General features: G+C 59.1%; 12 protein-coding genes. 8 read left to right on the top strand and 4 right to left on the bottom strand.

What is annotated here, in order from left to right; genetic code table 11:
* Positions 1-65 precede the first annotated feature (65 nt).
* Positions 66-644: a TetR/AcrR family transcriptional regulator gene (locus ACR0J2_RS07770; RefSeq protein WP_170615298.1), complete on the top strand. Its 579-nt coding sequence runs from the start codon at positions 66-68 to the stop codon at positions 642-644.
* Here ACR0J2_RS07770 and kynU read toward each other — a convergent pair.
* Positions 637-1,830: a kynureninase gene (gene kynU, locus ACR0J2_RS07765; RefSeq protein WP_480812203.1), complete on the bottom strand. Its 1,194-nt coding sequence runs from the start codon at positions 1,828-1,830 to the stop codon at positions 637-639. The two genes, ACR0J2_RS07770 and kynU, sit on opposite strands and share 8 nt — an antisense overlap.
* 170 nt (positions 1,831-2,000) lie before the next feature.
* Between kynU and ACR0J2_RS07760 the strand changes: the two genes are divergently transcribed.
* From ACR0J2_RS07760 to ACR0J2_RS07735, 6 genes are all read left to right on the top strand, one after another.
* Entirely contained in the window at positions 2,001-2,450 is a 450-nt protein-coding gene (locus ACR0J2_RS07760) for an isoprenylcysteine carboxylmethyltransferase family protein (RefSeq protein WP_321254091.1), read from the top strand.
* 131 nt (positions 2,451-2,581) lie between these two features.
* Complete coding sequence (locus ACR0J2_RS07755) at positions 2,582-4,153, top strand: Re/Si-specific NAD(P)(+) transhydrogenase subunit alpha (RefSeq protein WP_170677877.1); 1,572 nt, start codon at positions 2,582-2,584, stop codon at positions 4,151-4,153.
* A gap of 13 nt (positions 4,154-4,166) precedes the next feature.
* Complete coding sequence (locus ACR0J2_RS07750) at positions 4,167-5,621, top strand: NAD(P)(+) transhydrogenase (Re/Si-specific) subunit beta (RefSeq protein WP_170615302.1); 1,455 nt, start codon at positions 4,167-4,169, stop codon at positions 5,619-5,621.
* A gap of 161 nt (positions 5,622-5,782) precedes the next feature.
* Positions 5,783-6,139, top strand: a complete 357-nt coding sequence (locus ACR0J2_RS07745; protein ID WP_480525189.1) for a VOC family protein — start codon at positions 5,783-5,785, stop codon at positions 6,137-6,139.
* A 106-nt stretch (positions 6,140-6,245) separates the two neighbouring features.
* Positions 6,246-7,523 (top strand): DUF3422 family protein, encoded by a 1,278-nt coding sequence (locus ACR0J2_RS07740; protein WP_480812202.1) that lies wholly within the window; start codon positions 6,246-6,248, stop codon positions 7,521-7,523.
* A 71-nt stretch (positions 7,524-7,594) separates the two neighbouring features.
* Entirely contained in the window at positions 7,595-8,731 is a 1,137-nt protein-coding gene (locus ACR0J2_RS07735) for an MFS transporter (protein ID WP_480812201.1), read from the top strand.
* 6 nt (positions 8,732-8,737) lie between these two features.
* Here ACR0J2_RS07735 and ACR0J2_RS07730 read toward each other — a convergent pair whose 3' ends face one another.
* The 3 genes from ACR0J2_RS07730 to ACR0J2_RS07720 all read right to left on the bottom strand — a co-directional run bounded on the left by ACR0J2_RS07730 (position 8,738) and on the right by ACR0J2_RS07720 (position 12,519).
* Positions 8,738-9,718, bottom strand: a complete 981-nt coding sequence (locus ACR0J2_RS07730) for an ABC transporter permease (RefSeq protein ID WP_170806572.1) — start codon at positions 9,716-9,718, stop codon at positions 8,738-8,740.
* Positions 9,711-10,718 (bottom strand): ABC transporter permease, encoded by a 1,008-nt coding sequence (locus tag ACR0J2_RS07725; RefSeq protein WP_170615306.1) that lies wholly within the window; start codon positions 10,716-10,718, stop codon positions 9,711-9,713. The genes ACR0J2_RS07730 and ACR0J2_RS07725 overlap by 8 nt, the downstream gene beginning before the upstream one ends.
* Before the next feature lie 94 nt (positions 10,719-10,812).
* Complete coding sequence (locus ACR0J2_RS07720) at positions 10,813-12,519, bottom strand: peptide ABC transporter substrate-binding protein (RefSeq protein WP_170615308.1); 1,707 nt, start codon at positions 12,517-12,519, stop codon at positions 10,813-10,815.
* A gap of 285 nt (positions 12,520-12,804) precedes the next feature.
* On the opposite strand from ACR0J2_RS07720, the gene ACR0J2_RS07715 reads away from it, so the two are divergent.
* Positions 12,805-14,625: an ABC transporter ATP-binding protein gene (locus ACR0J2_RS07715; RefSeq protein ID WP_170806571.1), complete on the top strand. Its 1,821-nt coding sequence runs from the start codon at positions 12,805-12,807 to the stop codon at positions 14,623-14,625.
* Positions 14,626-14,629 lie beyond the last annotated feature (4 nt).

Below are 14,629 nucleotides of genomic sequence, written 5' to 3'. Positions count from 1 at the left end.
ACAATTGATGAAAAGTGTCAGGATGTCAATTGACAAAATAAACAAAAAATGTCACGAATTTGAGCATGACAGAAGCAGTTGGCGATATACGGCAAAAAGCGATCCTGGACTCGGCCTTTCAGGCGTTTGCAACGTACGGATTTCGCAAGACATCAATGGACGACATAGCGCGGGGCGCGGGGATGTCCCGACCGGCCGTGTATCTGCACTACAAGAACAAAGAAGCGATCGTCAGAAAGCTGACCGAACTCTACTATGCGGAAAAAAGCGCAGCGGTTGCTGCCGCACTGGCGTCGCCCGGTTCCGTGCCGGACGTGTTGAAGCGAGCAATACGGGCGCAGACCGAAGGAATGGCAGCCATTCTGGCGCTGCCGCACGGGCTTGAACTGCTGGATAACACCAAGTCCATGTCTTCCGAGATCATCTCGGAGGGGGAGGCCATGCTGGCGGGGCTTTACGCAGACTGGCTGTCACACCAACAACAAGCTGGGCGCGTTCGGTTGTTCGCCGACGCCGTTGAAACCGGCCGGACCATTTCAGCGACGCTCAAGGGATTGAAACTGACCGGAGCGGGTGCCGAGGTTTACGAACAACAGGTAGGCCAGGTGGCTGACCTGTTTGGCGCCGGGCTAGAGGTCAGGTGACGCGCTGGCGAATTTTGTATTCCGGCGCGTCCCACAATCTGTTCTGCATGATATCTGCAAGAATTTCGACCGCGCGTTCGACATCCTGTTCATCGATGTAGAGCGGCGTGAAGCCAAAGCGCATAATGTCCGGGGCCCGGAAATCTCCGATCACGCCGCGCACGATCAGGGCCTGCATCGCGGCATAGCCCTCGGTGAAATGGAATGAGACCTGACTGCCGCGCAGGTTCGGATCTCGCGGGCTGGCCAGATGCAGACCAGGGCAGGTGGCTTCGACGCGCGCAACGAAAAGCTCGGTCAGTTCGATGGACTTGGCCCGCACGTCGTTCATTTCTGCCAGATCCCAGACATCCATTGCTAATGCAAGCGCGCTCATCTGAATGACCGGGGGGGTGCCGACCCGCATTCTTTCGATCCCGCTGCCCGGACGGTAATCCAGATCAAAGGCAAATGGCGCTTCGTGACCCAGCCAGCCGGACAGTGCGGGCCTGACGCTGTCAGCCAGACGTGGTGCGACATAGATAAAGGCAGGTGCGCCCGGACCACCGTTGAGGTATTTGTATGTGCAGCCCACTGCAAAATCTGCGTTGCAGCCCGACAGGTCAACGGGAATTGCGCCCGCAGAATGGGCCAGGTCCCAGACCGTAACTGTGCCGTTCGAATGCGCCTGTTCCGTCAGCGCCTTCATGTCGTGCATGCGTCCCGAGCGATAGTCCACTTCCGTCAGCATCAGAACGGCAACGTCTTCGGTAATGTTCGCGGCCACGTCCTCAGGGGCGACCACACGCAATTCATAATCCGGTCCGAGTGAGCGCAGAAGCCCGTCCGCCATGTAAAGGTCCGAGGGGAAGTTTCCGTTGTCCGACAGAACAACCTTGCGGTTGGGGCACAGCTCCAGCGCGGACGCCACGGCCTGATATACCTTGATCGACAATGTGTCGCCGACCACAACGCTGCCGGGTTCGGCCCCGATCAGCCGCCCGATACGATCACCCAGCCCGGTCGGCATTCCCATCCAGCCTGCCTTGTTCCAGCCGGTGATCAGCATTTGCCCCCATTCGTTGGCCATCATGTCCTGCACACGTGCGCCCGCCGCCTTGGGCAAAGGACCGAGCGAATTGCCATCCAGATAAATCACGCCCTCGGGCAGGTCGAACATGGCTTTGGTTGCGGCAAAATCGGTCATTCAGTGCTCATCTCATTGTGCTTCGGATCAGTGTTTCCACGGGCCTATCTGATCGGATACCGCCTGTCCATCGATGCGACATCCTGAGCTTTGCCATTTTGGCCCGAAAGCGGTAGGACGTCGTTCAGAAGCGACATGATCGCGCGTGTCGTCAATCACAGGAAATGTGCGTGCAACGGATTGATGTACCACCCGTCTGGCTTTTGGGATTCGCCGTGCTCGCGTGGCTGCAGGGACGTCATCTGTCGTTGGATCTGTCGCTGGAAAGCGGCCTGACCGATCTTTTGAGTGGCATCCTGATCGGAGGGGGCATCCTTCTGGCCGTGTTGGCCATCGTCGAATTCCGCCGCCACAAAACCACCGTCATTCCGCACGAAACACCGACCGCGATGGTACGCTCGGGCATCTACAAGCGCAGCCGCAATCCGATTTATCTGGGGGATGTTCTGATCCTGGCCGGTCTGATTCTGCGTTTTGATGCAGTGCTTTCTCTGGTTTTGGTGCCGGTCTTTGTCTGGGTCCTGGAACGCCGTTTTATCCTGCCGGAAGAAGACCGCCTGCGCCGGACATTCCGCGCCGATTTTGCCCGTTATGAACGGGAAACACGGCGGTGGATATGAGTGGGTTGCGGCGATGATCCAACGTCAAAAATGCTGCGCTTGCGAAATAATGTTGCGCAGGATACATGTTTGCTTATCAAACAATACCGACCACCTGCTCAGATTGAGTCAAAATTAGGGGGATAGCACCGGTGAAAATAGGCACACCGAAGGAAAGACTGGACGGAGAGAACCGGGTTGCGATGACGCCGGACTCTGCCGTGCAATTGCAGAAGCTGGGCTATGAGTGCCTGATCGAGAAGGGCGCGGGTGCCGCTGCCGGGTTCTCGGATGCGGCCTATGAGGCTGCGGGTGTCGAGGTGGTCAAGACCGCGGCGGCGCTTTGGAAGGCGGCTGATATCGTCGCCAAGGTGCGCCAACCGACCGATGTGGAATTGAAGCGGCTGACCAAGGGCAAGACGCTGATCTCGTTCTTCAACCCTGCGGGCAACGAAGAAGGCATGGAACTGGCCAAATCCAAGGGCGCAAACGTGATCGCCATGGAAATGGTGCCGCGTATTTCGCGCGCGCAGAAGATGGACGCGCTGTCGTCGATGGCCAATATCGCGGGTTACCGCGCCGTGATCGAGGCGGGCAACAACTTTGGTCGCTTTTTCACCGGTCAGGTGACGGCGGCAGGTAAAGTGCCGCCTGCAAAGGTGCTGATCGTTGGCGCCGGTGTGGCCGGTCTGGCGGCCATCGGGACCTCGACCTCGCTGGGCGCGATCACCTATGCGTTCGACGTGCGCCCGGAAGTGGCCGAGCAGGTCGAGTCCATGGGTGCTGAATTCGTCTATCTGGACTTTGAAGAAGACCAGCAGGACGGCGCGGCCACCGGCGGTTATGCCTCGGTCCAGTCCGAAGAGTTCCGCAACGCGCAGCTGGCCAAGTTCCGCGAACTTGCGCCCGAGATGGACATCGTCATCACCACGGCGCTGATCCCGAACCGCGAAGCGCCCGAGCTTTGGACCAAGGACATGGTTGAAAGCATGAAGCCCGGCTCGGTGATCGTCGATCTGGCGGCGGAAAAGGGCGGCAACTGCAAGCTGACCGTGGCGGACGAGAAGATCGTGACCGACAATGGCGTGACCATTATCGGATATACCGACTTCCCCAGCCGGATGGCAGCACAGTCCTCGTCTTTGTATGCGACCAACATCCGTCACATGATGACCGACCTGACGCCCGAAAAGGACGGTCAGATCAATCACGACATGGAAGATGACGTCATTCGCGGCTCGACTGTGACCTATGAGGGCGAGATTACCTTCCCGCCGCCGCCGCCGAAAGTGCAGGCGATTGCGGCGCAGAAGAAACCGGAAGTCAAGGAACTGACCCCGGAAGAGAAGAAGGCGCAGGAGATTGCGGCCTTCAAGGCGCAGACCAAGCAGCAGTTCACACTGCTGGGTGTTGGTGGTGCGCTGATGTTGCTGGTGGGGCTGATCGCTCCGGCCAGTTTCATGCAGCACTTCATCGTCTTTGTGCTGGCGATCTTTGTGGGCTTCCAGGTGATCTGGAATGTTTCGCACAGCTTGCACACTCCGCTGATGGCGATCACCAACGCGATCTCGTCGATCATCATCGTTGGGGCCTTGATGCAGATCGGATCAGGATCGTTCCTGGTCATTCTGCTGGCGGCGCTGTCCGTCTTCATGGCCGGGATCAACATCTTCGGTGGCTTCCTCGTAACCCGGCGCATGCTTGCCATGTTCCAGAAATCTTAAGGAGGCCGGGCACATGGAATTTGGCTTCACTACTGCTGCCTATGTTGTTGCGGCTGTTTTGTTCATCCTTTCGCTCGGCGGTCTGTCGAACCAGGAAAGCGCCAAGCGCGCGGTCTGGTATGGCATCGTCGGTATGGCGCTGGCGGTCTTCGCCACGCTGGTTGGTCCCGGTTCGGGACTGTGGCTGCTGTCGCTGCTGCTGATCGCCGGTGGCGGTTTCATCGGCCAATACGTGGCGCAGCGCGTGCAGATGACCGAGATGCCGCAGCTTGTCGCAGCTATGCACTCGCTGGTGGGTCTTGCGGCTGTGTTCGTCGGCTTCAACGCTCATTTCGAAATCGGTAACGTGGCGCAGGTCATGGCGATTGCCGACAGTGCGTCTCAGGCGGATCTTTCCGATCTGGGCGCATTTGCTAAGCTGATCGCCAAGAAGACCGCGGCGGAACTGGCAATCCTGCATGTCGAATTGTACCTCGGCATCTTCATCGGTGCGATTACCTTTACCGGTTCGGTTGTCGCCTATGGCAAGCTGGCGGGTAAGGTGACGAGCGCCGCAACTAAACTGCCCGGCGGTCATGCGCTGAACGCGGCGGCTGCCGGTCTCTCGCTGATCTGCCTGATCTGGTACACCTCGTCGGGTGGCCTGTTCCCGCTGATCCTGATGACGCTGGCGGCGCTGTTCATTGGTTACCACCTGATCATGGGCATCGGAGGCGCCGACATGCCGGTGGTTGTGTCGATGCTGAACAGCTACTCGGGCTGGGCCGCTGCGGCGATCGGCTTCTCGCTGGGCAACGACCTGCTGATCGTGGTCGGCGCGCTGGTGGGCTCGTCCGGTGCGATCCTGTCCTACATCATGTGTAAGGCGATGAACCGTCACTTTGTCAGCGTGATCCTGGGCGGCTTCGGTGGCCCGCAGGGCGAGCAGATGGCGGTCGAGGGCGAGCAGGTGGCGATCGACGCAGATGGAGTTGCGGCCGCGCTGAACGACGCTGACAGCGTGATCATCATCCCGGGCTACGGTATGGCCGTCGCGCAGGCGCAGCAGTCCGTTTCTGAACTGGTCCGCAAGCTGCGCGCCAAGGGCAAAGAGGTGCGTTTTGCGATCCACCCCGTAGCCGGTCGTCTGCCGGGCCATATGAACGTTCTGTTGGCCGAAGCGAAGGTGCCGTATGACATCGTTCTGGAAATGGACGAGATCAACGATGACTTCCCGGACACGGATGTGGCCATCGTGATCGGTTCGAATGACATCGTGAACCCTGCGGCGCAGGAAGACCCCAACAGCCCCATTGCCGGCATGCCGGTTCTGGAATGCTGGAAGGCCAAGCAGGTGTTCGTGTCCAAGCGTGGTCAGGGTACTGGCTATTCGGGCATCGAAAACCCGCTGTTCTTCAAGGAAAACACCCGCATGTTCTATGGCGACGCCAAGGCGAGCCTGGACAAGCTGCTGCCCATGATCGACTGATCGGCAGGCTGAACAATATTGCAAAGGGCGCCAGACGGCGCCCTTTTCTTTTTTTGATATGCAGGAGGCTTTGCCTCCTGACCTCCAGGATATTTTTGGCCAGATGAAGCAAGCGGGGCGTGCTAGGCTGGGTAGGACAGGTTGTTGACAGGAGGGCGTTGATGGAAAAGGTGAACGGCATCGGCGGTGTGTTTTTCCGCGCGCGTAATCCGAAAGCGTTGTCCGCGTGGTACGAGACACATCTTGGGGTCAATCACTACGATCCTGTCCCCTGGAAACAGCGCGAGGGGTACACGGTGTTTGCGCCTTTCGACCAGGAGACCGAATATTTCGGCCGGTCAGAGCAACAGTGGATGATCAACTTCCGCGTCGATGATCTGGCAGCGTTAATCGCGCAGCTTGAGGCAGCAGGCATCCAGGTCGAAACCCGCGATGAGTGGGACAGTGAGGTCGGGAAGTTCGCTCGTATTTGCGACCCTGAAGGCAATCCGATCGAGCTCTGGCAGCCAAATCAATAGGATAGCTCCACTGTATGCGGTGGTATTCACGTAACTATATGAAATAAAACAATAATTGATGTATTTTGAATGCGGGGTATAGTGGCCCGGAGTCAGGGAGCTAAGAATGACGCCCATCCAGGATCATCCGCTGCGCTATGCGCTGGCCAATGAATTGCACGCGCGCCCGTTTCCGGTGGCGAAAACGCCCTGTACGGTGGTGTTTCTGGCCATCAAGAAGCCCGTTGCGGCGGTAGCGCGGGATCGTGATGAAGATGTTGCGCATTTGACGGATCTGCTGAACCGCCACGGAGCACCGCATCCGCAGCCCGGGGCCACGCATTATGCCGGACAGATCGGGCGTCACTGGCTCAAATGGGAGCAGCACGCTGAATTCGTCACGTATACGGCCATTGCGCAGAATGTCAGTGACCGCCCGTTCAATCCGGCGGACTTCGAAATTTTTCCGCCCGACTGGCTGATGGCAAGCCCCGGTCAGCGCGTAACTTCGGCGATGCTGCGGGTGGTGGAATGCAAGGATGATGACACCGTGAAGCCGATGCTTGCGGATTGGTTCGAACCGGAAAGCCTGGCGGTGGCCCGCGTTTTGGACGACGCCGCCATTTGCGCCAGCGATTTTCGCATCGACCCGGCTGGGCATATGCGCTTTGCCGTTTTTGTCCGTGACGGCACCAATCAGCGCCGGACTGGCCGTATCATTCAGCGTCTGTGTGAAATCGAGACCTATAAGGCAATGTCCATGCTGGGCTTTGCGCGCGTGAAACAGCTGATGCCGCGCATAGGCGAACTGGACGGGAAGCTGACGGAGTTGATGAGGCAGATGACTGTCAGTTCGTCCAAGCCGGATGAATTATTGCCGCAACTGCTGTCCACGTCGATCGAACTGGAAACCCTGTCGGCCCAATCCTCTTTTCGCTTTGGAGCGTCGGGCGCCTATGAAGCCATTGTCAACCAGCGGATCGAAATCCTGCGCGAGGAGCGGTTCGAGGGCGGCCAGTCTTTTGCCGATTTCATGATGCGCCGCTATGACCCGGCAATGCGCACCGTGAAGTCGGCCGAGCGCCGCCTGCAAGCCTTGTCGGACCGGGCTATCCGCGCCGGCGACCTGCTGCGGACGCGGGTGGATGTGGAACGAAGTGCTCAGAACCAGGCGCTGCTGGAAAGCATGGATCGTCGCGCAGATCTGGCGTTGCGACTTCAGCACACGGTAGAAGGCTTGTCGGTTGTTGCAATCAGCTATTATGCGGTGTCTTTGGTCAGCTATCTTTTGTATCCGCTGACGAGCGCGGGCATCAGCAAGGGAATGCTGACGGCTGCCGTGACATTGCCGGTTGTCGCGGGCGTTTGGGTGGGTGTTCGCCATATCCGCAAGCGGCTGTCCTAGATCACGTTTGCCAAAATCCAACAGGCCTGTAGAACGGGGCCGGCAGGTTTGTCCGGCAAGAGGGGTTTTTCGTGATCGGAATAGTGGTCGCATGGCGCGCTGTCGCGGCCATGTTCATCCTGAACGGTGCCTTGTTCGGCATCTGGGCATCGCGCATCCCCGCGGTGCGTGACAGGCTGGAACTGACGCACGAGGCGTTGGGTTACGGCTTGCTGTTCATGGCGGCAGGGGCAGTGTGTTCATTTCCAGTGACGGGGCGTCTGACCGACCGCTTCGGAGCCGTCGTCATCACGCGTGTGATTGCCGTTCTCTACACGCTTTCGCTGATCCTTCTGGCGTTGGCAGGCGGGTTCTGGGCGCTGGCTGTTTTTCTGTTCATCTTTGGGGCATTCCACGGGTCGATGGACGTGGCGATGAACGCCTGGGCGGCCGAGGTAGAACAGGCTTACGATAAACCCGTCATGTCCTCGTTTCACGCAATGTGGAGCCTTGGGGCCGGGCTGGGGGCGCTCAGCGGTTACGTGGCGGTCCAGATGGGGCTGACCGTGATCACTCATTTCCTGCTGGCGGGTGGGATTGTCGTAGGGTTTGCGCTTGCCCTGTCATGGGTGCGCTGGACGTCAAAACTGTCAGAGAGCGAGGGCGGCGCCGTTTTTGCATGGCCGTCCGGTGCTTTGGTTCTTGTTGGAATTACGGCCCTGTGTGGTGCGTTGGGCGAGGGAGCGGTCGCGGACTGGAGCGCGGTCTACCTGCGCGATGTCACGGAAGCGACCGAAGGTGTTGCAGCGTTGGGTTATGCGGTGTTTTCGGTTGCCATGGTTGCGCTCAGACTGGCGGGTGGGGTGTTCATAGCCCGGTTCGGGCCGGTCAGTATCGCAAGGTTCGGCGGTGTCTGTGCGGCCATCGGGGTGTTTTGCGTGATATCCGCTGCGGCGACCTCGCTGGCTTTGTTCGGCTTTGCTTTGATGGGGATCGGTTATGCCGTCATCATGCCTCTGGCATTCAGTCGCGCCGCGAATGACCCGCTGGTGCCCCCCGGACAGGCAATTGCCAGTGTTGCAACGCTTGGATATGGCGGGTTGCTGATCGGGCCGCCATTGATCGGGTTTCTGGCCGAATTGTTTGGCCTGAGAATGGCGTTTTCGGTGCTGATACCGCTGGCGGTACTGATCGTCGTGTTGGCCGGCGCGCTGAAACGCGCCGGCTGACTTGGTTCAACGTCCGCGAATACGCGGGTCCAGAGCGTCGCGCAGACCGTCACCCAGATAGTTGACGCTTAGCACCGTCAGCGAGATCGCAAGACCGGGCCAGAACACGCGTTCGGGGTATTGCTGCAGATAGTCGACACCGTCAAACAGCAACCGGCCCCAGGTCGGGAAGTCCGGCGGAAAGCCCAGGCCCAGGAAGGACAGTGCGCTTTCGGTGATGATCGCGGTGGCGATGCCCAGCGTGGCGGAGACCATGATCGGGGACAGCACATTGGGCAGGATGTGCCGCGTGATGATCTGTCCGTTGCTTGTCCCGATCGAGCGCGCGGCCAGAACGAACTCCCGCTCCTTGATCGCCAGAACATCTCCGCGCACGATCCGCGCCGTCGGCATCCATGATGTGACGCCGATTGCGGCGACGATCAGGATGAAGATCCCGCGCTCCAGCCCGAATGCCGCCGACAGCGGTTCGCGGAACAGCAGCATCATGACTAGAAGCAATGGCAGCAGGGGCAGGGCCAGGAACAGATCGGTCAGGCGCATCAACGGCCCGTCCAGCCGTTTGAAGAACCCGGCCAGAACGCCGATGAAAGATCCCAGGAACAACGCCAGCAACATCGCGGTGATGCCCACGGAGACCGAGGTTTGCCCGCCTGACATCATACGGGCCAGAATGTCTCGGCCCAACTGGTCTGTTCCAAACGGATGCGACCAGCTTGGCCCCTGATTGCGGGACCGGATGTCGATCTGTGTCGGGTCGATGCTCCACAGATAAGGACCAATGTAGACGCCGGCCACGATGAAGATAAACAGGATGGCCCCGATCATCGCGCCCTTGTGGGTCTTGAATTGATCCCAGACATCGCGCCACTGGCTGCGGGGCGGGGTGGCCAGTTCCTCCAGCACGTCTGCCGTTGGCAGAGCGGTCGAGGCCGGGGCAAGCCCTTCGTCCGGAACCAGAGAATCCGTGCGATCATGATCAGTCATAGCGAATCCTCGGGTCCAGAATGCCATACAGGACGTCTGCGATCAGGTTGAACAGCACGATCAGGACGGCGAAGATGAAGGTCAGGGTCTGCACCATCGGCAGGTCATTGGCCTGAATGGCCCCAATCAGCAATTGGCCGATGCCGTTCACCTTGAAGACCTGCTCGGTAATGATGGCACCGCCGAAGATGGCCGGAATGCCCAGAGCAATCACGGTGACAACCGGAATCATCGAGTTGCGCAGCACGTGGACCATCACGACGGTGTATTCGCTGAGGCCCTTGGCGCGGGCGGTGCGGACGTAGTCCTGGTTGAGGTTATCCAGCATCGAGGCGCGCATGAACCGGCTGAGTTGTGCGGTGATCTGAAGCGCCAGAACCATGACAGGCATGATCATCTGCTTCAGCTGCACGACAAAACTGTCCCAGCTATCGACCACATGTGTTGTGTCATAGATTGACGGGAACCAGCCAAGTTGGACTGAGAAGATCACGATCACCAGCACGCCCGAGAAGAAGGGCGGGACCGAGAAGCCGACCATCGACACGAATGTGCCCATCTGATCGAACCAGGAATACTGGCGGTACGCGGAATAGATGCCGATGGGCAGCGCGATCAGGATGGCGACCACATAGGCGGTGCCGACGACCCACAGGGTCTGCGGGATACGCTGAACGACGATGTCCATGACGGGCGAGCGGGTCTGCCACGAAATCACACGCAGATCGCCTTCGGAGAAGGTCGTGCCGAACATCGAGTCGATCAGCACCTGCGGTTCAATCCAGAAGAACTGCACGATCCATTTCCAGAACCGGATATGCATCGGCTGCCCGAGGCCAAGCGCCTCGCGCATCTTCTCTTTGACTTCGGGAGGGACGGTAAGCGGAACCTGCGCCATGGGATCGCCGGGTGCGAGTTCAAGCAGCAGGAAGATGACGAGACTGATGAACAGGAGCGTCGGAACGGCCAGAATCAGTCGTCTGATGGTGAAGTTGAGCATCAAAAGGCGCCTTTATTGTGCGTCTTCTTGTTGGAGTGGTGTGCAAATGACCGCGCCCCGATACAGATCGGGGCGCAGCTTTGCAACTTGAAGTTTAGGATCCGGTCTTGCGGTACCAGTCCGCTGCGTTCCACAGCTCGCTGTCCCAAACATTCAGGATCACGCCACCCAGGGTGTTTGCGTGTGCCGACAGACGGCCACGGTGCACCAGCGGGATCATACCGCCGTTTTCAACCATGATGTCGTTCAGACGACGGGCGATTTTTGCACGCTCTTCCGCACCGGCGGTTTCGGCCAGCTGACCATGCAGCTTGTCGAATTCTTCGTTGCAGAAGCGGCTTATGTTTTCGCCCTGCCACTGCGATTCCGGCTTGGGTGCCTTGTCGCACAGGCCGTTGCCCAGATAGGACTGAGGGTCGGTGCCGTTGAAGGTGTTGGCGTACATTTCAACGTCCGCATAGAACTTCTGGAAGGTGTCGGGCGAACCCGGGTCACCGCCGAAGAAGACCGACGCGTTGATGTTGCGCAGCTCAGTTTCGATACCGATCTGGCTCCACCATTCCTTGATCAGCGCCTGGAAGTCCTGACGGACGGCGTTGGTCGAGGTCTGGTAGACGATCTTCAGCGGAACGCCGTCTTTTTCACGCACGCCGTCGCCATCAGAGTCTACGATACCCGCGTCATCCAGCAGCTTCTTCGCACCTTCGATGTCCTGCGTGTCACAGGAAAAGGTGTCCGAATTCACGGCAGCCGGGGCCGGAACCCAGTTACAGGTGACCTGACCGGCCTGACCATAGCCGATTTCCACCAGCAGCGGACGGTCGATTGCCAGAGACATCGCCTTGTAAACCGCAGGATCCTGCAGGAACGGGTGCGGATGCGCAGCAGTCGAACGCTCGCCTTCCGGCAGATCGGGCGACGGGTTGGTCTGGTTCAGCATGATGCGCTCGACCAGCGGGCCGAAGCCTGCGACCGGAGTGCCCTTGCCGCCTTCCTGCATCTGCTGGATCACCTCGGGTGCCAGCTGCAGGTTCCAGGCATAGTCAAACTCGCCGGTTTCCATCACCGCGCGGCCCGCCGCAGTTGCGTCACCGCCACCTTTGAAGGTCAGCGTCGCAAAGGCAGGTTTTGCCGGATCACGGTAGTTGTCGTTGGCCTTCATGGTGATCACGTCGTTCGGCTTGAACTCGGTGACGACAAACGGGCCGGTGCCGATCGGGTTAAAGTTCTGCTCGGTGCATTCGGGGGCTTTCGCGCCCAGGCAGTCGGCAAACTGTGCGGCCTGAATGATCGGGCTTTCGCCGCCGACAAACGGACCATAAGGGAACGGGGTCGGTGCATCGAACGTGACCTTTACGGTCAGGTCGTCCACGGCTTCGACCGATGTGACGCCTTCGAATTTGGTCACCTGCGCGCAGCCACCTTCGGGGTGCATGCAGTAGTCAGCGGTGAATTTCACGTCCGCAGAAGTGAACGGACTACCATCCGACCAGGTGATTCCCGGTGCGATTTTCCAGGTGATCGAGGTCAGATCTTCGCTGACACCGCCGTTTTCAACGGTTGGAATTTCCGATGCCAGATAAGGCACCATGTTGCCGTCCTGGTCGTAGCGGGCGAGCGGTTCGATCACCAGCGAGGCCGACTCCACATCCTTGGTGCCACCCGAAAGGAACGGGTTCAGGATCGACGGTGCCTGCCAGTAAATGATGCTGACATTGCCGTCCGATCCGCGCTCGGCAAAGGCCATCGGGGCCATCGCTGTGCTTGCAATCGCACCAAGCAAAAGGGTTTTGATTTTCATCATACACTCCATGTTGGACACATTCGTGTCTCGATTATCTCCGCAAGGCCTGCGGGTTTGGCGTTGCCGTGTGGGATTGTAAGGCGCTGAAAAGAAACATGTATGCAAGCCACGCTTCGCGAATTCCGCCATCTCCCAAAAACGGTTACGCGGCGTATCGAAACAGAGTTTTGGAAAATTGCAAGCCTTGCCTTAAGGAAAACCTGCAATGCGTTTGACTTTTCCCTTCCTGCCGCCTTAGCGTTTGGCATTCAAAAATAACAAGCCGCCAAGGGGAGCGTGCGCGTGCTGGATCAGCCTATTGCCCAGATCAAGAATCTCAGGGTCGAATTTCAGACCAAGGATGGTCCGGTGGTCGGGGTCGAAGATGTCTCGTTTTCGGTCAATCCCGGCGAAACCGTATGTATCGTTGGTGAATCGGGGTCGGGGAAATCGGTCTCGTCTCTGTCGCTGATGCGGTTGGTGGAATTCGGCGGCGGTGAGATCGCGGGTGGGCAACTGCTGTTTGACCGGCGCGACAAGACCGAAATGGACCTGTCTGGGGCCGATCAGAATCTGATGAAACAGATTCGCGGCAACGAGATCGGAATGATCTTTCAGGAGCCGATGACAGCGCTGAACCCCGTTTTTACCGTCGGCCGGCAGTTGACCGAAGGGTTGCGGATCCACAAGAACCTGTCCAAGTCGCAGGCCGAGGACCGCGCGCTGGAACTGCTGCGTCAGGTCCGCATTCCAGAACCCGAACGGCGACTGAAGCAATACCCGCACGAATTGTCCGGCGGCATGCGCCAGCGGGTGGTGATCGCCATGGCCATGGCCTGCGAGCCGCGCCTGCTGATCGCGGATGAACCCACCACAGCGCTGGACGTGACCATTCAGGCCGAGATCCTCGCACTGATGGACCGGCTCAAGCGGGAAACCGGCACGGCGGTGATGTTCATCACGCATGACATGGCGGTTGTGGCGCAGATGGCCGACCGCGTCGTGGTCATGTTCCGCGGCAACAAGGTCGAAGAGGGCACGGTCAAGGAAATCTTCGAGAATCCGCAGCACGATTACACCAAGGCGCTGCTGGCCGCTGTTCCGAAACTGGGCGAAATGCAGGGAAAATCGGCCCCTGAACCGATGAAGCTGCTGGGTGTCGAAGGGCAGAACATCGCGCCAATCCCCGGCACTGAAGAAGTTCTGCTGTCCGTCAAGAACCTGACCACCCGGTTCCCCGTCAAGGGGGGGCTGCTGCGTCGCACGATTTCCAATGTGCACGCGGTCGAAGACGTTTCGTTCACCCTGAACAAGGGCCAGACGCTGAGCCTTGTGGGCGAATCAGGGTGCGGCAAATCTTCGGCGGGTCGGTCGATCCTGCGGCTGGTCGAGCCGATGGCAGGTGAGGTCAATCTGGATGGCCTTGATATCATGAAACTGGATTCTGCGGGTCTGCGCAAAGCGCGGCTGGATATGCAGATGATATTTCAGGACCCGTTCGCCTCGCTCAATCCGCAGATGCAGCTGATCGATCAGGTGGCCGAACCGATGCGCAACTACGGTGTCGCGTCAGGCTCGGAGTTGCAGGACCGTGTGGCGCAACTGTTCGACAAGGTACAGTTGCCGCGCAGTTTCATGCGCCGTTTCCCGCACGAGATGTCGGGTGGTCAGCGGCAGCGGATCGCGATTGCCCGAGCGCTGGCGCTGAACCCCAAGCTGATCGTCGCGGACGAGGCGGTATCGGCGCTTGACGTATCGGTCCAGGCGCAGGTTCTGAACCTGATGATGGAGCTTCAGTCGGAACTTGGCCTCAGCTATTTGTTCATCAGCCACGACATGGCCGTGGTCGAGCGAGTCAGCCACCATGTCGGCGTCATGTATCTGGGCCGCATTGTCGAACTTGGGCCGCGCGCCCGGGTGTTCGAGAACCCGCAGCATGCCTATACTCAGGCGCTGATGAAGGCCGTTCCGATTGCCGATCCGAACCAGCGGAAATCGGAAAAGGATCTGAATTTCAAGCCGATCCCGTCGCCAATTCATCCAATCGGCTATAAACCCGAACCTTCAGAATACCGCGAGGTCGAGCCGGGTCACTTCGTCCTAACCACGGATAGCGGTTACTGATCCC

It is taken from the genome of Ruegeria sp. CG4 (assembly GCF_056537185.1).
This window is presented reverse-complemented; position numbering and strand designations above follow the sequence as displayed.

Coding starts and splice junctions, on each gene's coding strand:
- ACR0J2_RS07745 (WP_480525189.1), top strand. CDS start 5,783: ATGGAAAAGGTGAACGGCATCGGCGGTGTGTTTTTCCGCGCGCGTAAT.
- ACR0J2_RS07750 (WP_170615302.1), top strand. CDS start 4,167: ATGGAATTTGGCTTCACTACTGCTGCCTATGTTGTTGCGGCTGTTTTG.
- ACR0J2_RS07725 (WP_170615306.1), bottom strand. CDS start 10,718: ATGCTCAACTTCACCATCAGACGACTGATTCTGGCCGTTCCGACGCTC.
- kynU (WP_480812203.1), bottom strand. CDS start 1,830: ATGACCGATTTTGCCGCAACCAAAGCCATGTTCGACCTGCCCGAGGGC.
- ACR0J2_RS07740 (WP_480812202.1), top strand. CDS start 6,246: ATGACGCCCATCCAGGATCATCCGCTGCGCTATGCGCTGGCCAATGAA.
- ACR0J2_RS07730 (WP_170806572.1), bottom strand. CDS start 9,718: ATGACTGATCATGATCGCACGGATTCTCTGGTTCCGGACGAAGGGCTT.
- ACR0J2_RS07720 (WP_170615308.1), bottom strand. CDS start 12,519: ATGAAAATCAAAACCCTTTTGCTTGGTGCGATTGCAAGCACAGCGATG.
- ACR0J2_RS07770 (WP_170615298.1), top strand. CDS start 66: ATGACAGAAGCAGTTGGCGATATACGGCAAAAAGCGATCCTGGACTCG.